The sequence below is a fragment of the Marinomonas sp. AWM4_232 genome, from assembly GCF_056158325.1.
This window is the reverse complement of sequence record NZ_JBSWTA010000001.1, coordinates 2254736-2277500: the sequence shown is the minus strand read 5'-3', so window position 1 is coordinate 2277500 and position 22765 is coordinate 2254736. Positions and strand designations below refer to the sequence as shown.

The window sequence follows — 22765 nt, the reverse complement described above, 5'->3', positions numbered from 1 at the left end:
GCTGGCACGTCTTCTCCACCACTCGTTGGTGCTGGCGAAGCTGCTGGAGCCGGCGCCTGAGGAGCAGAAGCTGGCTGAATATTGCTTACATCACCACCTTCTGACACTTGAACAACAAAGCTTTGTCCAGAAACGTTCACAGTGTAAACAGCTGGACCTTCTGATGAAGCCGTTTTTGGTACCGCCGTCGGTGCAGCATCTTCTAATGTTGGAGCCGGTTCAAATGCCGACGCATCACCACGGTTTTGCAGGAATTTCAAACCAATCTGTGGGAACAGTGCATACGTCAATACGTCATCAATTTCATCTGACGCAAGTTTCACACCTTTTTCTTGAGCTAGTTGTTTAAGCTCTGCAGATAGTTTATCCATTTCTGGCTCAAGCAGATCCGCAGGACGGCATGTAATCGCTTCAGTACCATCCAATACTCGCGCTTGAAGCTCTTTATTAAACTCTGCAGGTGCCGCACCGTATTCCCCTTTGAGAACACCAGCGGTTTCTTTCGAGATAGACTTGTAACGTTCTCCTGTCAAAACGTTCAGTACTGCCTGTGTACCGACGATCTGAGAAGTCGGTGTCACTAGCGGGATCATACCTAGATCTTCACGAACACGAGGAATTTCTTCTAAAACCGCATCAAACTTATCTGATGCCCCTTGCTCGCGTAGCTGGTTTTCCATATTAGTCAACATACCACCAGGTACCTGGGCGATTAGGATACGAGAATCAGTCCCGCGTAGAGAACCCTCGAACTTAGCGTACTTCTTACGAACCGTACGGAAATATGCCGCAACCTCTTCTAGCTTTGCTAAATCTAGGCCAGTATCACGATCTGTTCCTTGTAGCGCTGCAACAATAGACTCCGTTGAAGAGTGACCGTATGTCATCGACATAGAAGAAATCGCCGTATCAACGCGATCAATACCTGCTTCAATAGATTTAAGAATGGTCATATCTGACAAGCCAGAGGTCGCATGGGCATGCAGTTGTACCTCTAGTTGAGTCTGCTCTTTAAGTTTGCCTACCAGCTCAAATGCATCGTAAGGAGTCAGAATGCCAGACATATCCTTGATAGCGATCGAATCCGCTCCCATATCTTCTAGAGTTTTAGCGTAATCGATCCAGTTTTGTAGGGTGTGAACATGACTTTTCGTGTAGGAAATAGTGCCTTGTGCGTGCTTACCTTCCGCTTTCACTGCCTTGATGGCCGTCTCTAAATTTCGAGGATCATTCATAGCATCAAAAATACGGAAAACATCTACGCCATTCTTCGCGGCACGCTCGACAAACTTTGACACCACATCATCAGCATAATGACGGTAACCTAGCAAATTCTGACCACGAAGCAACATTTGTTGTGGCGTATTTGGCATTGCCTTTTTCAACTCACGAATACGATCCCATGGGTCTTCACCAATAAAACGAATACAAGAATCGAAAGTTGCACCACCCCAAGACTCCAACGACCAGAAGCCAATTTGATCAAGCTTCTCTGCAATAGGAAGCATGTCATCGATACGCATTCGCGTTGCAAATAAGGATTGATGTGCATCTCTTAAAACGACATCCGTGATGCCAAGAGGTTGTTTATTGTTCGACATTTTGTGGCCTCTAATCGTCTATGATTGGTATTAACGGTTACGGTGTTGATGGATAGCGGCTGTAATCGCTGCTGTAATTTTAGGATCTGTAGCGGATGCTGAATTTGAACTCGTGGGTGTAATATTCGGTTTCTTTGCTGCAGGAGTCGCTTCAGGAAAATATTGATTGATCAACTTGGACATCAAGCCGGTTGCAATAATAAGTAAGCAAAGAAAAACGAAAACGAATCCCATGCCTAGCAACATTAAACCAAAACCATCATTAATTAAGTTATTCATAGAACTTTCCATTAAAATCTGAATAATTCAGAGCACAGTCACTTTGTGTCACTCGGTAAATACCGTTTTGCACAAAAGTTCCCCAGTGTTTATTCTTTTTGTATCACAAAGAATACCGATTTCATATTTTTTTGCTTTGGAAGTTACTAACGTGAACTTGCTTAATTGCGCCAGCTCCCTCCCCACCGAACACAACATCATACTGGCCGTGGCACCAATGGAAGGTGTCATGGATCATACTATGAGGGCACTTCTCTCAAGAGTGGGTGGAATGGATTACCTCGTATCAGAATTTGTACGCGTCACCCAGCGACGCGTACCCGCCCAATCATTAAAACGCCTCGTCCCAGAGCTAAATAACCATTGCCAAACTCCGTATAAACACCCTGTCCACTTGCAGCTACTGGGTTCAAACATTGAAACCATGGCAAAAACTGCAGCGGAAGCAAGCCTAGCTGGGGTAACGCATTTGGACTTAAATTTTGGCTGCCCCGCAAAACGCGTGAATGGTCACGGTGGCGGCTCTTTCATGCTACAAGATCCCGAGACACTGTACCAAGTAGTCCGGGCTGTTCGTGACTCGCTAGCAAGCAACATCCCTCTCTCTGCAAAGATGAGACTTGGCTATCTTGATGAAGACCTGTTTTTTGAAAACTTAGAGGCAATTGAAAAAGCCGGCGCCGACACATTAACAATACATGGCCGAACTAAGAAGGATGGCTACGGACCAGCCGCAAGGTGGGAAAAAATAGGCGAGGCGGTAAAGCGCTCCAAGATGACGATCATTGCCAATGGTGACATTCAGGACCGTGCATCACTAGAACGTTGCATGGCTACAACAGGGTGCTCGCATTTTATGATTGGTCGAGGCAGTCTGAGCAACCCCTTCATCTTTAGAGAATTAAAAGGTGGTGCTCCTGGTAGCTTATCGGAGCTATTCGAACTTATAGAGCTTTATATCAATGAGTTACTACAACACTATGACGACTTTGCAACCCTTGGGCGCATAAAGCAATGGAGCGCACACTTGCGAAGAGACTGGCCTATCATGGCAGATAACTTGAGAGCCATCCGAAGCACACAACATACAGATCAACTGAAAGCGCTATTACAGGCTATGCAAAAATCGGAGATTTAAATAAAAGGAAATGGCGCATCCGAGAGGATTCGAACCTCTGACCGCTCGGTTCGTAGCCGAGTACTCTATCCAGCTGAGCTACGGATGCGTATAAAAATGGCGGAGAGCGAGGGATTCGAACCCTCGATGAGTTTCACCCCATACTCCCTTAGCAGGGGAGCGCCTTCGGCCACTCGGCCAGCTCTCCGTCGATGTGCTGCATATTATGAATATTCATCTTCATAAACGCAACCCAAAAGACTGTAAGATTTTTAAAAATCTTAATAAAAACAATCAGTAGAGCTCAAAAACATACATCAACAGATTTTCATCTGTAATATTAAACAATAAAGAGATGGAAGATTTAAGAACTTACTTAGAAGGGAAGTAATGGCGCATCCGAGAGGATTCGAACCTCTGACCGCTCGGTTCGTAGCCGAGTACTCTATCCAGCTGAGCTACGGATGCGTAACTACTTTTTCATTTTAGATGGCGCATCCGAGAGGATTCGAACCTCTGACCGCTCGGTTCGTAGCCGAGTACTCTATCCAGCTGAGCTACGGATGCATATCTAAAATTTTACACGATTAACTAAAAGGATAGTTTTAGTTAATTTAACACTTGCCTTTACTTTAAATGGCGCATCCGAGAGGATTCGAACCTCTGACCGCTCGGTTCGTAGCCGAGTACTCTATCCAGCTGAGCTACGGATGCACAGCACATTTAAAATGGCGGAGAGTGAGGGATTCGAACCCTCGATGAGTTTCACCCCATACTCCCTTAGCAGGGGAGCGCCTTCGGCCACTCGGCCAACTCTCCGTAACAAGTGCGGCGTATTATAGAGGCCTCATTTGTTATGTAAAGGCTTTTTTTCAAAAAAAATTAATCTTCTGAGCTGTGATCATCTTGCTCTTTCTGAATGCGAAGATAGATTTCTTCACGATGTACAGAAACGTCTTTGGGTGCATTGATACCAATACGGACCTGATTGCCCTTAACACCTAAAACTGTAACAGATACTTCATCACCTACCATAAGAGTTTCGCCAACACGACGAGTTAAAATAAGCATAGCACTTCTCCTTAAAAATCCTTGTGAGACGTCAGAAACTCCAAACTTCGTTTGTAGGAATTCCCTTACAAAGTGAATTGTAGCCGCTCTCATACTTCGAATCTATATCCAAGCAATACGATCTTGTGTAAAAGTGTTAAGCCTCGCTAACACCTGCATTCGGATTGTTAAGTTTAAATGCCGAATGTAATGAACGCACAGCCAATTCCATGTATTTCTCATCAATTATGACAGAAACTTTGATCTCAGATGTGGAGATAAGTTGAATATTGATGGATTCTGCTGCAAGTGCTTTAAACATATTTGTTGCAACACCGGCATGAGATCGCATTCCCACACCCACTATAGACACCTTAGCGATGTTATCGTTCGATAAAACTTCTTTCGCATTTAAGTCTTTCGCTACCACTTCAAGCACCTTTAGTGCTTTGTCGTAGTCATTGCGATGCACAGTGAAAGTGAAATCCGTCGTCCCATCCATCGAAACATTTTGCACAATCATGTCGACTTCGACATTCGCATCACTTACAGGGCCCAAAATCTTTGAAGCAACACCCGGTATGTCAGGAACGCCTTTTAATGTTAATTTTGCTTCATCACGATTAAACGCAATACCAGAAACGGCTGGTTGCTCCATAGAAATCTCTCCATCAGTAGTTATTAACGTCCCCTCACCTTCTACAAAACTTGAAAGTACGCGTAATGGAACTTGATACTTACCTGCAAACTCAACTGAACGAATTTGCAGCACCTTTGAGCCGAGACTTGCCATCTCAAGCATTTCTTCAAATGTAATTTTTTCAAGGCGACGCGCACTATCGACCACACGAGGGTCGGTCGTGTAAACACCATCTACATCGGTATAAATTTGGCACTCATCAGCTTTTAACGCAGCGGCCAACGCCACCCCTGTCGTATCTGAGCCACCACGACCAAGCGTCGTAATATTGCCGTGTTCATCCGCCCCCTGGAAACCTGCCACAACCAATACTTTGCCAGCGTCCAAATCTGCTCGCATAGATTCGGTATCAATATCTTGGATACGTGCTTTACCGTGAGCACTGTCAGTCGTGATACGAACTTGGCTACCCGTATACGATTTGGCTTGCAAACCACGCTTCATCAGGGCCATGCTCAATAACGCAATCGTCACCTGCTCGCCTGTGGACAACAACACGTCCATCTCACGAGCATCAGGGGTCCCCTGAATACTTTTAGCCAATTCGATTAAGCGGTTGGTTTCACCACTCATGGCCGACACAACGACAACAATATCGTCACCCTGCTGTTTATGCTTCAAGACACGGTCTGCTACCGCCTCAATACGCTCAACCGAGCCTACGGAAGTACCGCCATATTTTTGAACCAACAATGCCATATTCTATATCCCAAACTAAAAAGCGCCCCGATGGGGCGCATAAATCATTTATAGTCGTTCGTTAACCCAATCTGGAACGACTGCCAGCACTTCCGCAACCCCTTCTGGTTTGCTTCCGCCAGCTTGTGCCATATCAGGACGACCACCGCCGCGACCATCCACATATGGTGCTGCCATTTTGATTAAGTCTCCAGCTTTGACTTTTGACGTTAACTCTTTCGTCACACCGGCAATCAAACTCACTTTGCCATCGTTTACCGCAGCCAACAAAATGACAGCCGACTCAAGCTTGCTCTTCAATTCATCCAGCAAATCACGAAGGCCTTTTGGATCTTCGATCTCAACCTGAGCAACCAATAACTTGCCACCATTGATAGCGACAGCTTGAGAAGCTAGGTCAGCGCCGGCTTGCGCAGCCAACTTAGACTTAAGTTGATCAATTTCTTTTTGCAATGCACGTGCTTGATCGTTAAGAGCAACCACTTTATCTAGTGCCGCTTCTTTGCTTGCTTTAAATAAGCCTGCAATCTGAGACAGGGACGATTCTGTTTGACGCGTTGCATCAATCGCAGCTTTACCTGTCAACGCCTCAATACGACGCACACCCGCCGCAATACCGCTTTCCTGAACAACCTTAAACAGACCAATATCACCTGTGCGCTTAACGTGTGTACCACCACACAGTTCAATTGAGTAATCTGCACCCATCGTTAAAACACGAACTTGGCTTTCGTATTTTTCGCCAAACAATGCTTGAGCACCCTTTTCTTTGGCTGCCTCAATGTCCATGATTTCAGTGATGGTTTCATGGTTCAAACGAATCTGCTCGTTAACCATGTCTTCTACTTGCTCAAGTTCTGCCGCGGTTAAACCTTCAAAATGAGAGAAGTCAAAGCGCAAACGCTCAGGATTAACCAAAGAGCCTTTTTGCACAACATGGTCACCCAGCACACGGCGAAGCGCTTCATGCAATAAGTGAGTCGCCGAGTGGTTCAATGCCGTTGCATTACGTAGGGATTTATCAACCTCTGTCGTAACCACATCGCCAACTTTTAAGGCGCCTTCACGCACTTCCACATGATGCAGGTGCACTTTACCTTGTTTAGTAGTGTTCGTTACTTTCACTGCTGCAGGGCTACGGAACCAACCTTGGTCACCCACCTGACCACCAGACTCACCGTAAAACGGAGTTTCAGCCAAGATCACCAAGCCTTTTTGACCTTGCTCTAGGGAATCAACAAACTCACCTTCCACAAGAATTTGCTCAACAGCGCTTTTGCCTTCTAAGTCAGAGTAGCCTGTAAATTCTGTTTGACCGTCAACACTAACAGAGCCAGACATATCCATACTGAAGTTACTCGCCGAACGCGCACGTGCACGCTGAGCTTCCATTGCCGCTTCAAAACCTTCTTCGTCAATCTCAAGGCCCGCTTCACGTGCAACGTCATTTGTTAAGTCAGCAGGGAAACCGTACGTATCGTAAAGCTTGAAGATGGTCTCACCTGGGATGATTTTACTATCTCCTAGGTTAGAAATAGCTTCTTCAAGGATACGCATACCTTGGTCTAGCGTTTTCGCAAACTGCTCTTCTTCTTTAAGAAGGATCGATGCGACACGATCAGCAAGTTTACGTAGCTCAGGATAAGCTCCCCCCATCTCAGCATCCAACGCTGCAACCAGCTTGTGGAAGAACGGCTGCTTCTGACCTAGCTTGTTACCGTGGCGTACTGCACGACGAATAATACGACGCAGGACATAACCACGACCTTCGTTTGACGGCACAACGCCATCAACGATCATGAACGAACATGAACGGATGTGGTCAGCAATAACGCGTAGTGACTGAGAAGAAAGATCTTCTGCGCCTACAGCCTCTGCAGACGCTTTGATTAGGTTTTGGAACAAGTCAATTTCGTAGTTAGAGTGCACGCCTTGCAGGATGGCTGCGATACGCTCAAGACCCATGCCCGTATCAACAGAAGGCTTAGGCAGATTCGCCATCGTACCATCCGCTGAGCGGTTGTACTGCATGAATACGACGTTCCAGATTTCAATAAAACGGTCGCCATCTTCTTCTGGAGAACCTGGAGGCCCACCCCAAATATGCTCGCCGTGATCGTAGAACACTTCTGTACATGGACCACAAGGGCCAGTATCACCCATCGCCCAGAAATTATCTGATGCGTAACGTGCGCCTTTGTTATCGCCGATACGAATGATCTTTTCAGCAGGAACACCAATCTTATCTTTCCAGATGTTGTATGCCTCATCGTCTTCGGCATAAACCGTTACCAAAAGCTTTTCTTTCGGAAGGCCCAAAACACCTGTTAGAAATTCCCAAGCGTAAGAGATAGCGTCTTCTTTGAAGTAGTCACCGAAACTAAAGTTACCCAACATTTCGAAGAAGGTATGATGGCGCGCCGTATATCCTACATTTTCCAAGTCATTGTGTTTACCACCCGCTCGTACACAACGCTGTGATGTAGTCGCTCGGGTGTAAGGGCGCTGATCAGCACCAAGAAAAACATCTTTAAATTGCACCATACCCGCATTGGTAAACAATAAGGTAGGATCGTTTCCAGGAATCAGCGAGCTGGACTCGACGATTTGGTGCTGTTTGCTTTCAAAGAAAGACAAAAATGATTGACGTAACTCAGAACTCTTCATATTGGATGAGACTCTATTTCTATATCTGGCAAATTAAACAGTACGACTGGCTCCAATAAGGCGCCATTATGTACTTTAGAAAGGTAGAAAATAGTACACGGAAATAGAGTAGTTGATCAAAACTTAAAAAATGATTTTTGCCATTTTTTGATCAAAAAAGACGGATTGATAGAGTTTTCACACTATCAATCCTAATTAGAAAACAACAATCAACACTAATTTTTAGCCAGATAAATACGACTTGGACGTGATGTCATACGCGTGACCAACTCGTAACCGATGGTTTTCGAGCAATGGGCGACATGCTCAACTGGCACGCCGTCACCCCATAGAACCACCTCATCGCCGATAGCAAGATTCGTAGTGTCGTTACCAGAGAGTTTCGCAGTAATCATATCCATGGAAACTCGGCCAGCTAATTCAGCGGCGTTACCTTTAATAAGCAAAGGGGTTCCATGATCCGCAGATCGGGGATAGCCATCTCCATAACCTGCTGCAATCGTTACTAACTGATGATCCTCTGGTGCCTGATAAGACAAACCGTAACCCACTTGATCACCGGCTTTTATTTGTCTTACGGAAATGACCTTCGAACTCAATGTCATAGCAGGCAATAAACCAAGCTCTATACCACTCACTTCAGCAAATGGCGAAATGCCATACAGCATAATCCCTGGGCGAATCCAGCCACCCTCAGGCACACTCCATTTCATAATCGCAGCAGAATTAGCCACACTGGCCTGAATATCCCCAATGAGCTGACGCGTTTGCTCAAAATACGCCAACTGTTTCATCGTCGTCATATCTGACAAATCATCCGCGCAGGCAAAGTGTGTCATCAATAACACTTCTCCAACCAAACCTGAGTCTCTCAATGCCTCTACGAATTCAAGCGCTGTTTCTTGCGTTACACCCAGTCGGTGCATACCCGAATCGAGTTTTACGAACACCTTCTCGATAGGCTTACCCAACGCCAAAAGACTCTCTAACTGCATGGTATTTTCAATGGCAGCCCAAAAGCCTTGATCGGCACAAAGTTCCCATTCTAAAGGTTCGAATACGCCTTCCAATAGCATAATAGGCTTTTTAATCTGCGCCGCTCGAAGCTCTAACGCTTCCTCAATGGTCGCAACCGCGAATGCGTCCGCATCTTCTTCTAAATATTGCGCGACGCGTACAGCACCATGGCCGTACGCATCGCTTTTGACAACTGCAAAAGCATTACATTTAGGGTGTAGTTTCTTTGCGTATCGGTAATTTGACAGGATCGCCTCTAAATCGACGGTCGCTGTAAGTGGCCTAGACATCGGAGCCCCTTATTTTGCGTAACGTTTCACGGCAAGCTCCGACGAATCAATCGCCGTTTGGCTGCCCACCATAATATCAGCAATGATTGCTGCTGAGCCGCAACTCATGGTCCAACCCAATGTTCCATGACCTGTATTAAGATAGAGACCTTTGATGGGTGTCTCACCAATAATTGGTGTGCCATCAGGTGTCATGGGTCGTAACCCTGTCCAATACTCAGCTTCGCTCAGGTTAGCGCCTTGTGGGAACACATCACCAACAACGTGAGTGATGGTGTCTGTGCGAGATTTTGGCAAATCTAGATTGTAACCTGTTAACTCAGCCGTACCCGCCGCACGAATACGATCACCTAAACGCGTCACAGCGACCTTGTATGTTTCGTCCATAATAGTAGAGGTCGGCGCATATGCTTGATCAGTGATCGGCACAGTTAAAGAATAGCCTTTGACAGGGTAGATTGGCACATCCAAGCCGATTGCCTTAAGCATTTCTTTTGAATAGCTTCCCAAACATACCAGAAGCTGCTCACAAGGCACGTCACCTTCATTGGTAACTACGGATCGCACTTGGCCTTGCTCGACAAGAATACGCTCAATAGAGGTGTTAAACTTGAATTCAACCCCTAATGATTCGCACTCTTTCTTTAAAGACTGACTGAACATCAAGCAATCACCCGTTTCGTCACCTGTAAGACGCAGGCCACCTTTAAACTTTTCAATAACGGGCGCTAGACCAGGCTCAACTGACAAGATGGCTTTCGGATCTAACACTTCATGTGCTACCCCAAGAGATTTCAATACTTTGATATCTTTTGCAGCCCCTTCCACTTGCTCATCAGAGCGAAACAGCTGAAGCGTTCCACCTTGACCATCATCATAGGAAACACCAATCTCTTTACGCAAATCGATAAAGCAATCACGGCTGTATTCAGCCAACGCCATCATTCGAGATTTATTGGTGTTGTAAGCCGAAGTCGTACAGTTACCTAACATCTTAGACATCCACACCACTTTTTTAGCCTCTAGCTCTGGGCTAATTTTAAGTGGAGCATACTTTTGAAAGAGCCATTTAACGGCTTTTAATGGAATACCTGGTGCAGCCCATGGCGCCGAATAGCCAGGCGACACTTGTCCTGCATTGGCAAAACTGGTTTCCAACGCAACGTCTGGTTGGCGATCCAAAACCGTTACCTGAACTCCCTTTTTGGCCAGATAGTAAGCAGATGTTAAACCAACAACTCCAGCACCTAATATACAAACTTTCATAGCAGACCCCCTTAAAAAGAACTATCCACTATTTTTACAAAACATTTTAAGTTTTTCTCACTGTATTTATATATTTTTACAGCATCTTAAACCACATAATAGCACCTATAAAGAATATACTATTAATTTTTAATTCAATTCTTTTAGGTATAATCATTTCTATTTTACGGCGGTTAAAACATGTCCTTGGGTGATATCAAAAATCATGCCCTCTGGTTACTCGGCTCCAGAGAGCACTCCACACATGAAATGAGACAGAAGCTGTTGCGCAAAGGCTTTGAAGAAGACAGTATTACCCAGGTTATTGAGGAGCTTACATCACTTAACTATTTGAGCGATCAACGTTTTGCTGAAGCCTTTTGCCGAAGCAAATCAGCCAAGCCATTGGGTAAACAGCGTATTCTGAATGAGCTCAGACAAAAGGGTATTAGTGAAGATCAGGCTAAACAGGCGCTCAGCTCACTTGATGTGGATTGGTTTGAGCTGGCATTGAACCTAAAACAAAGAAAATTTGGGGATGCAGTAGAACAAGATTATCAAAAGAAGTCGAAGCAGATGCGCTACCTGCTTTACCGCGGCTTTGGCTATGATGAAGTTCGTTACGCGATCGAAGAGGATTGCACCGAGCAGTACTGATAACACCTGCTCTCAGCAGCCATAGATAAGAGAATTAAGACATTAACGAATTAAGATAACGCTCCTCCATATTGACATAATTCACCTGAACCGTTTCGATCTTCATATCCAACTCTTTGATTTTTCGCTGCAGCTCTTCCACTGCCTCAGAATCCTCAGTTGCATTTGAAAGTTCTTCTAGTAGGCTAATTTTCTCGCTCTCTAACTCTGAATTGACTTCACGAAGATTACTCAGTTCATCCTCTTCGTGTGGCGATAAAGCTAGCGGTTGAGAATGTTCACTGTCGAGACGAGCTAGAAGCTGCTCATGCTCCAGCCGCTCCTTATCCAAGTCACGCTCCAATACATTCACATAAAGTTCTGACTCGTTTACCAGTTCTTGTAACGTCGTAAGCTTCTCATTCTGCTCCTCTTCGAAATCAGCATATTCTGCCGTCAAAGGTGCGGTATCCATAAAGCTTGCAATGGCCTCAACCGAGCTTTGTTCACGGGCTATCGCTGATTGAGCCCGAAGTTTAGATTCTTGTCCAGACGCTTTAAGCTTTGCATCTTTAACTTTTAACTCTTCTTCACGCTTACGCATGTCCACATTCAAGTTGTATTTAATAGCCTGCAAACTCTCTAGTTTATGCTCTAGAGCCTTAATGACTTTGTTACTCTCCAATAGACTTTTCTCTAGTCGAGCAAACGCAATATCATATACAGCTAAGTGGTCATGCTGGCCATCAGTAGTATTGCGCAAAGACTTCAGCTGCTCTTTAAGCTCCTCAATCACCTGGCTGCGGTAGTCCGCAAGGTGTTGTAACTCATCAACCTTCTCATCAAGCTCTGTTTTGATTGGCGCAAGAAAATTATCAGAGGAAGCGCTACCTAAGAACTCAGATAGCATATCCATATACCCCTCATCCGAAGAGTCTGCCTCTTGTGCAGATTGCTTTAGCTGCTCCCCCAGTTCATAAAGACTGGCCAGTTCCGTGCGAATCTCCGCCAACTCCTGATCTAAAGCCACTTCTCGTTGTAAGGAACTCTGCAGCTGATCTAACTGTAAATTCAGCTGCGCAGTCTTATTCATTTGTTCAAATGCCGCATCACCAGTTTTCTGAATTACTTTGTTTAACTGCTTCAGAATTTGATTACTTACAGATAGGCGTTTTAATAAGGCATCAATTTCTTGGGCCTCTTTCAAGCGCACCAAGACAAACTCAAACTTATTAAGATAATCGGCAACATTGGCACTGTCACGCTCAACCAAGTCTCGTTCAATTTCAAGAAAAGTTTGCCAACATTGCAAGGTGAGAGCGTCGTCTCCGCTGCCTTTCCGCCCCTCAATGAGCTCCTCACATAGAGCATTTTGCTGGGCGAGCAATGCTAGCCAGCTTTCTTTTTGCGATGAACCTTGAACAGCGTCCGGGGCAGCCGCTTCCACAAGACTCTCTTTGTCCGAGTCAAGCACCTCAACATCTTCTTCATCCTCCGATACAGAAGACAAATTACGCTTAGTTCTCCAATACCACCATATGCTCGCCAGCAACATGACTGCCGATACACCTGTTGCAATCACCAATGTTAGAAAAACTGTCATCCTGTACACCTAGGTATCAACGATACTAATTAAGTAAGCATAGATCCTTCCCGTAACAGACTCCATAGGCCTTACTTTTTTTAACACTGCAAACAAAAAAAACAGCCCTGTTGGACTGTTTGTTTTTAATCTAAATAGAAAACCCGACTAGCTACTGATATTAGAAGTCTAGTTCTTCATTTGCATCGTCAGTTTCTGCAGAAGACGCCTCATCCGCTTTCTTCGTCTTAGTCAGTAGTGTGTCACGAATCATGCCTTCGACCTCCTGAGCAATGGCAGGATTATCGGCTAAGTATTGCGCGGCATTGGCTTTACCTTGGCCAATTTTGTTACCACCATAAGCGTACCAAGCACCCGACTTATCAATGAAGCCCTGCTTCACACCCAAGTCGATGATTTCGCCCATGCGGTAGATGCCCGCACCATACATGATTTGGAATTCCGCTTGTTTGAATGGTGGCGCAATCTTGTTCTTCACCACTTTTACGCGGGTTTCGTTACCAATTACTTCGTCGCCCTGCTTCACAGAACCAATACGACGGATATCTAGACGCACCGAGCTATAGAATTTCAGAGCATTACCACCAGTTGTGGTTTCTGGCGAACCAAACATCACACCGATTTTCATACGAATTTGGTTAATGAAGACAACGAGACAGTTCGCATGCTTGATAGAACCAGTCAGTTTACGCATCGCTTGAGAAAGCAAACGCGCTTGCACACCAACTGATGAATCACCCATTTCACCTTCGATTTCAGACTTTGGAACCAAGGCTGCAACCGAGTCAACGATAACCACGTCAACACTGTTTGAGCGAACCAGCATGTCACAGATTTCTAGAGCCTGTTCACCAGTATCTGGCTGAGACACCAGTAGATCACCAATGTTTACACCTAGCTTTTCTGCATAAGATGGGTCTAGAGCGTGTTCAGCGTCGATGAAAGCACAAGTTTTACCTTGCTTCTGAGCTTCTGCGATCACACTGAGCGTCAGAGTCGTTTTACCGGAAGATTCTGGACCATAGATCTCACAAATACGACCGTATGGCAGACCACCAGCACCCAAAGCGATATCTAGACCTAGAGAGCCCGTAGAAACCGTTTCGATGTCTAATTTTGCACCTTCACCCATTTTCATGATGGCGCCTTTACCAAACTGACGCTCGATTTGTGAAAGCGCTGCGTCTAACGCTTTTTTCTTGTTGTCTGCCGTGCTAGCCATATTTCAATCCTAAGTGGTGTATCCGTAGATTTAAACTGCGCCTAATGTAACGCTTTTTAAAATTGTGCTCAAGAAAAATACTGTATAAAAACACAGATTTTTTATTTCATCAGCGTTAACAATTGCGTCAAAGCATGTGCCACGGTTGCTTGGCGAATGTCAGAACGCGCCCCAGAGAACTGACAACGCTCCACCTTGGCATCCTGTCCTGCCAGTTGCCAGCCAATCCAAACACACCCTACTGGCTTTTCGGCTGTACCACCACTGGGCCCAGCAACACCACTTACCGCAATCGCGACATCCCCCCCAAACTGCAAGGCTCCTGCACACATTTCCCTGATTGTCGCCTCACTCACTGCGCCTTCTTGCTCTAGTGTCGAAGCTGATACGCCCAAACCAGACATTTTAGCTTCATTGGCATAGCTGATAATCCCGCCGTAAAACCAAGCGGAACTGCCCGCCATTTCCGTGCAATAAGCACCGATTAAGCCGCCTGTACAAGACTCCGCCGTTACTAGCATTTTACCCTTTTCCATTAAGCACTCGGCGACATCAGCCACTAAGTCATTAAGGATTTTATCATCAAGCATATCGTTCCCTTAAATATCAATAGATTATGCCTTAGAATATCGACCCTGTTTCATCCATACAACGTGAGTCGTCACACATGAGCCAATCCGATAAAGACAATCATACGCCAATGATGCGCCAATACTTTGGCCTAAAATCACAGCACCCTAATCAAATGCTGTTTTATCGTATGGGAGACTTTTACGAGTTGTTCTATGACGACGCAAAACGCGCTGCTGAACTACTAGATATCACCTTGACCGCACGTGGACACTCTGGCGGTAAACCGATCCCAATGGCGGGCATTCCATTTCATGCGGCAGAGAACTACATCGCCCGTTTGGTACGTATGGGGGAGTCGGTTGTTATCGCAGAGCAAGTGGGTGATCCAGCCACCAGCAAAGGGCCGGTAGAGCGTCAAGTGGCACGCATCGTGACGCCCGGCACCATCAGTGATGAAGCGTTTCTTGAAGAAAAACGGGAAAACCTTTTATTGTCCGTCGCACACGTAAAGCGCAAAGGTTTAGATGTTTTTGGCTTCTCTTACCTTGATATGGCCAGCGGCCGCTTCTGTGTATTTGAAGTAGATGGTCATGAAGCCCTAGCCAGCGAATTACAGCGTTTATCACCCAAAGAGATTTTGCTTTCTGAAGACTTCCCTGCTCGGGATTTGATTACCCTTGAGCGCGGCGTCAGTGAATTAGGTCCTTGGCACTTTGATTTTGAATCCAGCTACCGCCAGCTAATTCAACAGTTTAATACCAAAGACTTATCTGGCTTTGGTTGTGAAGCCTTGACCGCAGCCATCGCCTCAGCTGGTGCCTTACTACAATACGCTAAAGACACTCAACGCTCATCGCTACCCCATATTCAAGCGATCAGCGTAGAGCAACGTGATGATTCCGTACTGATTGATGGCGCCACTCGGCGTAACCTAGAGATTGACCAAAACCTCAACGGCAGCACTAGTAATACATTAATGAGCGTCATCGACAGCTGTGCCACGCCAATGGGATCACGTCTTTTAAAACGCTGGTTACATACACCGATCCGCAATCTTGATGAAATTCACGATCGTCAGCAGGCGGTACATGCTCTATTAAATAACTTCACCTTTGAAGCTCTACAAAGCACCATTAAAGCGGTAGGCGATATGGAGCGTATCTTATCTCGTGTGGCACTGCGCTCAGCACGCCCAAGAGACTTAGTACGTCTGCGCATGGCACTAGAAACCATGCCTGAGCTACGCCGTATTTTAAGCGAAATCCCTGACAACTGCCGTTTATCACAGTTACACGACCGCCTGATTGAACAACCAGAGCTGACAGACGAACTAACGCGCGCTTTAGTCGAAAACCCACCTGCCGTGATTCGTGATGGCGGCATGATGGCGCAAGGATACGATGAAGAGTTAGATGAGTTGATTTCTCTTTCCACTAACGCCACAGATTATTTGGCAGAAGTGGAGCGGCGTGAAAAAGAGCGCACTGGCATCGCCTCTTTAAAAGTGGGTTACAACCGAGTTCACGGCTACTACATTGAAATCAGCCGTTTGCATTCAGATATGGCGCCAACCGAATACGTTCGCCGTCAAACCTTGAAAAACGCTGAACGCTTTATCACACCAGAACTGAAGGAATTTGAAGACAAAGCCCTGAGCGCCAAATCCAAAGCACTAGCACGTGAAAAGCAATTGTACGAGCAGCTACTCGATAAATTAAACGATGTTCTTGGACCACTACAAACTGCCAGCCAAGCCGTTGCCCAATTGGACGTACTAGGCTGTTTTGCTGAGCGTGCTAATCGTTTAAGCTTTTGCTGCCCAGAAGTGCACAATCGTGGCGGCATGTCGATCCAAGCGGGTCGTCACCCAGTCGTAGAGTCCGTTATTTCAGATCCGTTTATCCCCAATGACCTAGACCTTCACGAAGGCCGTAGCTTGCTGATGATCACTGGCCCAAATATGGGTGGTAAATCCACCTATATGCGCCAAATTGCGATCATTGCCCTATTGGCTCATACCGGTAGCTTTGTACCAGCAGAAGCCGCTTCTCTGTCTGTTGTTGATCGTATCTTTACCCGTATGGGATCTTCGGATGACTTAGCGGGCGGTCGCTCGACTTTCATGGTGGAAATGACTGAAACTGCCAATATCCTAAACAATGCCACCAAAGACAGCTTGGTGCTAATGGACGAAGTGGGCCGAGGCACCAGCACCTTTGATGGTTTGTCATTAGCTTGGTCAGCGGTTGAATACCTTGCTAACGAGCTAGGCAGCTATGTTTTATTCGCCACCCACTACTTTGAGCTGACAACTTTAGCCGAGCGTCTTCCTAATGCTGCCAACGTACATTTGACGGCGACTGAATACGAAGATGACATCGTCTTTATGCACCAAGTACATGACGGTCCCGCTAGTCAGTCTTACGGATTGCAAGTGGCTCAACTGGCAGGGGTGCCGAGAAGCGTTATTTTAGAAGCGCGCCAAAAATTGGGTGAACTAGAAGGCGAGCGTACTGAACAGCCAGCGATTGCGGTACAGCCCGAAGCCGAGTCACAAGAATTCACTATTCCGCAAGTTAAAGAGCCTGCGCCAAAAGCGACGGCTCCGGTGAACTCTTCACCGAGGCAGGCGGATATGTTTGCAGTGGATGAAGCAAGCCAGCTAAAAGAGGCTATTGCAGCGGTTGATATAGACAACACCACACCACTGGAAGCACTTAATCTACTACAAAAATTGAAAAGTGATCTGTAGCTGCATAAGCTAATATCAGAAAATTTAGCGGTACGGCCAATTGTTCCTTGCCGCTTCACAGCCTATACCACTAAAATACTGGCAAAATTTTGAACTGATTCTAGGAGAGAAGTCGAATGGCTTTCATCGTTACTGACAACTGTATTCGTTGTAAATACACTGACTGTGTAGAAGTTTGCCCAGTTGATTGTTTTTACGAAGGTCCAAACTTTCTAGCGATTAACCCAGACGAGTGTATCGACTGTGCACTGTGTGAACCTGAATGTCCTGCGGGCGCGATCTTCTCTGAAGACGAACTGCCAGATGGCCAAGAAGTGTTCGTTGAGCTAAACCAAGAACTATCTCTAATTTGGCCAAATATCACAGAGCAAAAAGACGCACTTCCAGATGCAGCAGAATGGGACGGCGTTGAAGACAAGCTTGAGCATCTAGAGCGCTAAGCTTTAGACGTTTTAAAAGAAGCAGCTTCGGCTGCTTTTTTTACGCCTAGAATAAAGTAGCCAAATAAATCACAGGAAAAGAAAAAGGCAGCCTAGGCTGCCTGTTGCTTTGCTCTATTCCGTTAAAGCGATCGGTCCTTGAATATGCAAATCCGTCGCCGTTAATCCGTAACTTGCCATCTTGGCCTATGCTTGAATCCGTCAAGCTGCTTGTCCTGTAAAATCCGTCTTCGAAGTAATCCGCACTTCAATCCAGTTACCCCACAAAGCGTCTTGCTTTGCTGCACTTCTCTGTGCATCTCAGTCCATGAGTGTGCGAATCCATCGCCGTCAGTCCGTAGCTTGCCACCTTGGCCTATAACTCAGTTCCATCGAGTTAGTCTGTCCTGTCAAAATCCATCTTCGAGTAATCCTCTCACTCTACTCCAATTATCCCGCAAAGCTCCTTGCTTTGCTGCACTTCTCTGTGCTGCCTCAATCCTTGAGCTCCCTCTGGATGAATTAAATGTACCTTAATCCAAATTTCTTGCAACTTTATATAAACCAATGAAACTATAAATTTGTCTTTAAAAATCAATTAACTAGATTTTTTCTACGTTAAACCTTCCATAAATCTTTATAAATTACTGAAAAGCCTTACACCGATATCAGGAATTCCCTACAAACCATTTAGTCAGGATTAATCTTTATATTTAGCTTAATGAAATAAAGCGAAAAAAATCGATCAAAAAGCACTATAAAGTTGCTCGAAAACTTTCCACCCACTTCATCGATTCAGCATATGTCTGTGCTAGAATTTTTACATCCTCTTCAGATTTAATAGGGCGATTTTTTTCATAGGCTTCAATCAGATCAAGTGTATAACCAACACGACCAGATCGTTCTAGAATGGCACTAGTAAATTCAAGTGGAAGTGGTAACTCAGACAAAATATCTTCTAAATCAATGCCTACACAAACATCAATCATCGACAACATTCCCGCTAGGAAATAGCGCTCTTCGTTAGCGTATTTTTGCGCTTGGGCAAATAACTCTGCATGCTTCGCACGCAGTAAAACCTGACCTTGAAGTACTTCTCTGTCTGCAGTCATCTCTGACATTAAGAGTAAATTAGTAATGGACTTTAGTTGCTCTGTACCAATCAACATAATCGCTAAGCGCAAAGAATCAACTGAAGCGACAAGTCCCATCAACGGTGAGTTTAAATACTTGAGTAGCTTATGGACTAAGCCAATATCTTGTCCAACGATGTTTTCCAGCTCCGCAATAGACATATCATCGGCCCTCATTAAGGAGGCCATTAATTGCAGCAAGGTCAGCTGATTAACACTGGCGGCTTTCTTTGATAACGCTTGTGGTTTTTCAAAAAAGTAACCTTGGAAATAATCTACTTCTAGCAATTTGGCAAAATGATAATCTTCCCATGTTTCAATCTTTTCAGCGATAATCTTGACGTTGTAGGGGCGTAACGCTTCCACTTGCTGATGAAATGCTTCTTTACCCAATGCCAGCATATCGACCTTAATGTATTCGGCAATTTCAACAAACGGCGCCAGTTTTGGCTCAAAGACAAAATCATCTAAAGCGATCTTAAATCCTGCATTGTGCCAACGTCGTAATGACGCCAGCAATATTGCATCAAAACCAGCGTCTTCAAGCACTTCAATAACAGTATGATCTTTAGGCAGCGGCACACCACTTGGATTAACCAAGTATCCACGAGGAAAGTTCACAAAGGCTTTACCAGTACCAACAATATTATGCAGTCCAAGATCTAGCAGGCAGGCGGTAATCACTTGTGCGGTTGCCCCCACTTGATCGTATACATCCGCGTCATTGGATCGAACATCGCGGCGATAGAGTAACTCGTAACCAATAGTTGACAGCGAATTGTCGACGATTGGTTGTCGTGCCAGTGCGACATTGTGATACATCATATATTCTAAGTACCTTTAAACCATTCTCTGTATCCGCAACACATATTGCAAGACGCGCCGTTTACACAGTTAATTGCTAAATTTCGCTTTGGGCGAAAGCAATAAACTTGGTAACATGGCCGGATAAAGAAAGCAAAATAAATTGTGGGGATACAAATGCCAACATACCGCTCCAAAACTTCCACCGGCGGCCGTAATATGGCCGGTGCTCGCGCCCTATGGCGTGCAACAGGCATGAAGGACGAGGACTTTCATAAACCAATTATTGCAGTTGCCAACTCATTCACGCAGTTTGTACCAGGGCATGTACACCTAAAAGACCTTGGACAATTGGTCTGCCGTGAGATCGAAGCAGCGGGCGGTGTAGCAAAAGAATTTAACACAATTGCTGTGGATGATGGCATTGCCATGGGTCATGACGGCATGCTTTACAGCCTACCATCACGCGACCTTATCGCTGACTCTGTGGAGTACATGGTCAATGCGCACTGTGCGGATGCACTGGTATGTATTTCTAACTGTGACAAGATCACACCTGGGATGCTGATGGCCGCTTTGCGCCTAAACATTCCAGTAATCTTTGTTTCTGGCGGACCAATGGAAGCGGGTAAAACCAAGCTTTCTGAACACAAGCTGGACCTTGTTGATGCCATGGTTATCGCGGCAGATGACAGCGTTTCAGATGAAGTCGTTGCCGAAATCGAACGTTCTGCATGTCCAACATGTGGTTCATGTTCTGGTATGTTCACCGCGAACTCTATGAACTGTCTAACAGAAGCACTTGGTCTAAGTCTTCCAGGTAACGGTACTGTGGTTGCAACCCACGCTGACCGTGAGCGTCTGTTCCTAGAAGCTGGCCGTCGCATCGTTGAAATCACTAAGAACTACTACGAAAAAGACGAAGAGAAGTGGCTACCACGCTCTATCGCGACATTCGAAGCGTTCGAAAACGCAATGACCCTAGACATCGCCATGGGCGGTTCAACAAACACTATCCTGCACTTGCTAGCGATGGCTCGTGAAGCGGGCGTAGACTTCACAATGAAAGACATCGACCGTCTTTCTCGCAAAGTACCACAGCTATGTAAAGTCGCGCCAAACACCCAAAAGTATCACATCGAAGACGTACACCGCGCTGGCGGTATCTTTGGTTTACTCGGTGAATTGAACCGTGCGGGTGCTCTACATAACCAAGTACATACAGTTCACTCTGACACCATGCTTGATGGCCTTAAGAAATGGGACATCATGGACTCACCCACGCCAGAAGTGGTGGAATTCTACAAAGCAGGCCCTGGCGGTATCCCAACACAGGTAGCATTTAGTCAGGATTGCCGCTGGCCAACACTTGATGGCGACCGTGCGAACGGCTGTATCCGCTCTCTTGAAAACGCCTTCTCTTTAGAAGGTGGTTTGGCTGTTCTTTACGGTAACATCGCGCTAGATGGCTGTGTGGTTAAGAGTGCTGGTGTAGATGAGTCGATCCTTGTATTCGAAGGTCGTGCTCACGTAACAGAGTCTCAAGACGAAGCGGTAAGCAATATCTTAGCTGACAAAGTGGAAGCTGGTGACATCGTAATCGTTCGTTACGAAGGCCCTAAAGGCGGCCCTGGTATGCAAGAAATGCTATACCCAACGTCTTACATCAAGTCTAAAGGTCTAGGCAAAGCCTGTGCCCTACTGACTGACGGTCGTTTCTCAGGTGGTACCTCTGGCCTATCCATCGGTCACGTTTCTCCAGAAGCCGCTGCGGGTGGCGCTATCGGTCTAGTAGAAAATGGCGATCGTATCTTGATCGATATCCCTAACCGTTCAATCAACGTATTGCTTTCTGACGAAGAGCTAGCCGCTCGTCGTGCAGCGATGGAAGCAAAAGGCGCTGCGGCGTGGAAACCAGCCGAAGTACGTCCTCGTAAAGTATCGCCAGCTCTAAAAGTTTACGCACACTTTGCAACCAGTGCGGACAAAGGTGCGGTACGCGATCTAGATCAGCTTGATTAATTTATACTGATACTAACCTCAAAGCCGTTCCTTAACCTGAGGAACGGCTTTTTTAATGATACTGGACACAACACGATGCTAAGTTATCGACACATTTACCATGCCGGCAACCATGCCGATATATTGAAGCACTTGGTTGTGAGCCAAGTTTGCCGACACTTAACCAAGAAAGACGCACCGTTTTTCTACCTTGATACCCATGCGGGCATTGGTTTATACGAGCTAGCATCAGATCAAGCTCAATTGAATCAAGAATATGACACAGGGATCAGTCGCTTAATGGAGCGCAGCGACTTGCCTGAGCCTCTTGAGCAATTTGTCGACCTTGTCAAAGACTTGAATCCAGAAGCTAAGCTTAACGTTTACCCTGGCAGCCCAATGGTGGTGAATCACTATCTGCGCCAGAAAGATAAACTGCACTTGTGCGAACTGCATCCAAACGACTACCCACTACTTGCTTCACTTTTCCCCAAAAAAAGAGTCGCAAATGTGGTAAAAGAGGATGGTTTCCAAGCGGTTAAATCCATGCTGCCACCGCCACAGAAGCGTGGTTTTGTATTGATGGACCCACCATATGAAGTCAAAACAGATTACCAGAAGGTAGTAAAAGCACTAGAGGAAGGCCATAAGCGTTTTTCACAAGGCACTTACGCAATATGGTATCCTGTGTTAAATCGACGCCAAGCAGATCAGTTGCTTAATGCCGTCGAGGCAACCAAAATTAGAAACACATTGTTACTGGAATTAAATATTCGCGGTACAGAAACCAAGCGCGGCATGGCTGGCAGTGGCATGATCATTGTCAACCCACCTTGGACACTGGAAAAGGAAGCGGAAACGTTTCTACCGTATTTAAGTGACGTGTTGGCGGAAGACCAAGACGCCCACTTTCAACTACGCTGGATTACACCAGAGTAACGCTCATAGGCGAGCATG

At 45.8% G+C, this 22765-nt stretch carries 17 protein-coding genes and 6 tRNA genes (1 of these 23 only partly in view); 6 read left to right on the top strand and 17 right to left on the bottom strand.

Annotated features, from left to right (window positions below; all coding sequences use genetic code 11):
* Together oadA and ACXAC1_RS10910 are read right to left on the bottom strand one after the other, a co-directional pair.
* Positions 1–1601 carry the 5' portion of a sodium-extruding oxaloacetate decarboxylase subunit alpha gene (oadA, locus tag ACXAC1_RS10915; protein ID WP_475061495.1) on the bottom strand. Its footprint begins 193 nt before the window's first position, so 1601 of the gene's 1794 nt are visible here — the first part of the coding sequence; it begins with the start codon at positions 1599–1601; its stop codon lies off the left edge, out of view.
* 30 nt (positions 1602–1631) lie between these two features.
* Positions 1632–1880 (bottom strand): OadG family protein, encoded by a 249-nt coding sequence (locus tag ACXAC1_RS10910; RefSeq protein ID WP_475061494.1) that lies wholly within the window; start codon positions 1878–1880, stop codon positions 1632–1634.
* 217 nt (positions 1881–2097) lie between these two features.
* Here ACXAC1_RS10910 and ACXAC1_RS10905 point away from each other — a divergent pair, with 217 nt between their 5' ends.
* Entirely contained in the window at positions 2098–3018 is a 921-nt protein-coding gene (locus ACXAC1_RS10905) for a tRNA dihydrouridine synthase (RefSeq protein WP_475063813.1), read from the top strand.
* A gap of 11 nt (positions 3019–3029) precedes the next feature.
* On the opposite strand, the gene ACXAC1_RS10900 is transcribed toward ACXAC1_RS10905, so the two are convergent.
* The 11 genes from ACXAC1_RS10900 to ACXAC1_RS10850 form a co-directional block, all read right to left on the bottom strand.
* Positions 3030–3106, bottom strand: a tRNA-Arg gene (locus ACXAC1_RS10900).
* Between the two features lie 9 nt (positions 3107–3115).
* Positions 3116–3205 (bottom strand) — tRNA-Ser (locus ACXAC1_RS10895).
* A 183-nt stretch (positions 3206–3388) separates the two neighbouring features.
* A tRNA-Arg gene (locus tag ACXAC1_RS10890) sits at positions 3389–3465 on the bottom strand.
* A 22-nt stretch (positions 3466–3487) separates the two neighbouring features.
* Positions 3488–3564: transfer RNA gene (locus ACXAC1_RS10885), tRNA-Arg, on the bottom strand.
* A gap of 70 nt (positions 3565–3634) precedes the next feature.
* Positions 3635–3711, bottom strand: a tRNA-Arg gene (locus tag ACXAC1_RS10880).
* A 15-nt stretch (positions 3712–3726) separates the two neighbouring features.
* Positions 3727–3816, bottom strand: a tRNA-Ser gene (locus ACXAC1_RS10875).
* Between the two features lie 63 nt (positions 3817–3879).
* Positions 3880–4068 (bottom strand): carbon storage regulator CsrA, encoded by a 189-nt coding sequence (csrA, locus tag ACXAC1_RS10870; RefSeq protein ID WP_475061493.1) that lies wholly within the window; start codon positions 4066–4068, stop codon positions 3880–3882.
* A 136-nt stretch (positions 4069–4204) separates the two neighbouring features.
* A complete protein-coding gene (locus ACXAC1_RS10865) occupies positions 4205–5446 on the bottom strand; it encodes an aspartate kinase (RefSeq protein ID WP_475061492.1) in 1242 nt (413 codons plus the stop codon).
* A gap of 48 nt (positions 5447–5494) precedes the next feature.
* Positions 5495–8113 carry an alanine--tRNA ligase gene (alaS, locus tag ACXAC1_RS10860; RefSeq protein ID WP_475061491.1) on the bottom strand — a complete coding sequence of 873 codons (2619 nt, stop codon included), beginning with the start codon at positions 8111–8113 and terminating at the stop codon, positions 5495–5497.
* Positions 8114–8328: 215 nt separating this feature from the next.
* On the bottom strand, positions 8329–9420 hold the full coding sequence (gene alr / locus ACXAC1_RS10855) for an alanine racemase (RefSeq protein ID WP_475061490.1): 1092 nt from the start codon (positions 9418–9420) through the stop codon (positions 8329–8331).
* 9 nt (positions 9421–9429) lie between these two features.
* A complete protein-coding gene (locus ACXAC1_RS10850; protein WP_475061489.1) occupies positions 9430–10686 on the bottom strand; it encodes a D-amino acid dehydrogenase in 1257 nt (418 codons plus the stop codon).
* Between the two features lie 180 nt (positions 10687–10866).
* Here ACXAC1_RS10850 and ACXAC1_RS10845 point away from each other — a divergent pair, with 180 nt between their 5' ends.
* The gene (locus ACXAC1_RS10845; protein ID WP_475061488.1) at positions 10867–11322 is read left to right on the top strand and encodes a regulatory protein RecX; all 456 of its coding nucleotides are present in this window, start codon (positions 10867–10869) and stop codon (positions 11320–11322) included.
* Between the two features lie 34 nt (positions 11323–11356).
* Here ACXAC1_RS10845 and ACXAC1_RS10840 read toward each other — a convergent pair whose 3' ends face one another.
* From ACXAC1_RS10840 to ACXAC1_RS10830, 3 genes are all read right to left on the bottom strand, one after another.
* Complete coding sequence (locus ACXAC1_RS10840; protein WP_475061487.1) at positions 11357–12904, bottom strand: hypothetical protein; 1548 nt, start codon at positions 12902–12904, stop codon at positions 11357–11359.
* 160 nt (positions 12905–13064) lie between these two features.
* The gene (recA, locus tag ACXAC1_RS10835) at positions 13065–14126 is read right to left on the bottom strand and encodes a recombinase RecA (RefSeq protein WP_475061486.1); all 1062 of its coding nucleotides are present in this window, start codon (positions 14124–14126) and stop codon (positions 13065–13067) included.
* A gap of 101 nt (positions 14127–14227) precedes the next feature.
* On the bottom strand, positions 14228–14716 hold the full coding sequence (locus tag ACXAC1_RS10830) for a CinA family protein (RefSeq protein ID WP_475061485.1): 489 nt from the start codon (positions 14714–14716) through the stop codon (positions 14228–14230).
* Positions 14717–14793: 77 nt separating this feature from the next.
* Here ACXAC1_RS10830 and mutS point away from each other — a divergent pair, with 77 nt between their 5' ends.
* Positions 14794–17451 (top strand): DNA mismatch repair protein MutS, encoded by a 2658-nt coding sequence (gene mutS, locus ACXAC1_RS10825; protein WP_475061484.1) that lies wholly within the window; start codon positions 14794–14796, stop codon positions 17449–17451.
* Between the two features lie 116 nt (positions 17452–17567).
* Positions 17568–17891 carry a ferredoxin FdxA gene (gene fdxA / locus ACXAC1_RS10820; protein ID WP_133564916.1) on the top strand — a complete coding sequence of 108 codons (324 nt, stop codon included), beginning with the start codon at positions 17568–17570 and terminating at the stop codon, positions 17889–17891.
* A 734-nt stretch (positions 17892–18625) separates the two neighbouring features.
* On the opposite strand, the gene ACXAC1_RS10815 is transcribed toward fdxA, so the two are convergent.
* Positions 18626–19828, bottom strand: a complete 1203-nt coding sequence (locus tag ACXAC1_RS10815) for an EAL and HDOD domain-containing protein (protein WP_475061483.1) — start codon at positions 19826–19828, stop codon at positions 18626–18628.
* Between the two features lie 156 nt (positions 19829–19984).
* On the opposite strand from ACXAC1_RS10815, the gene ilvD reads away from it, so the two are divergent.
* Both ilvD and ACXAC1_RS10805 read left to right on the top strand, forming a co-directional pair.
* On the top strand, positions 19985–21829 hold the full coding sequence (gene ilvD / locus ACXAC1_RS10810; protein ID WP_475061482.1) for a dihydroxy-acid dehydratase: 1845 nt from the start codon (positions 19985–19987) through the stop codon (positions 21827–21829).
* Positions 21830–21904: 75 nt separating this feature from the next.
* The gene (locus ACXAC1_RS10805; protein ID WP_133564923.1) at positions 21905–22747 is read left to right on the top strand and encodes a 23S rRNA (adenine(2030)-N(6))-methyltransferase RlmJ; all 843 of its coding nucleotides are present in this window, start codon (positions 21905–21907) and stop codon (positions 22745–22747) included.
* Positions 22748–22765: the final 18 nt, after the last annotated feature.